Raw genomic sequence first — 539 nt, forward strand, 5'->3', positions numbered from 1 at the left:
GTCCAAGTAAACCAGTCGCGCCAGTAGGTCCAGTAGGTCCAAGTGAACCAGTCGCGCCAGTAGGTCCCGTAGGTCCGAGTAAACCAGTAGCGCCGGTAGGTCCCGTAGGTCCAAGTAAACCAGTCGCGCCGGTAGGTCCCGTAGGTCCAAGTAAACCAGTCGCGCCAGTAGGTCCCGTAGGTCCGAGTAAACCAGTAGCGCCGGTAGGTCCCGTAGGTCCGAGTAAACCAGTAGCGCCGGTAGGTCCCGTAGGTCCGAGAAGTCCTGTAGCGCCAGTAGGTCCCGTAGGTCCGAGTTCACCAGTAACGCCGGTAGGTCCTGTAGGTCCGAGTAAACCAGTCGCGCCAGTAGGCCCCGTAGGTCCGAGTAAACCAGTAGCGCCAGTAGGTCCTGTAGGTCCGAGAAGTCCTGTAGCGCCGGTAGGTCCCGTAGGTCCGAGAAGCCCTGTAGCGCCAGTAGGTCCCGTAGGTCCGAGTTCACCAGTAACGCCGGTAGGTCCTGTAGGTCCGAGTAAACCAGTCGCGCCAGTAGGCCCCGTA

Annotated in this window: 1 protein-coding gene; it reads left to right on the forward strand. The window is 60.5% G+C overall.

What is annotated here, in order from left to right; translation table 11 throughout:
• Window positions 1-539, forward strand: a 539-nt coding sequence (locus ACIP9C_RS21635; protein ID WP_401014468.1) for a collagen-like domain-containing protein, incomplete at both ends; no start/stop codon positions are given.

It is taken from the genome of Lysinibacillus sp. NPDC093210 (assembly GCF_044753985.1).
GTDB lineage: Bacteria > Bacillota > Bacilli > Bacillales_A > Planococcaceae > Lysinibacillus.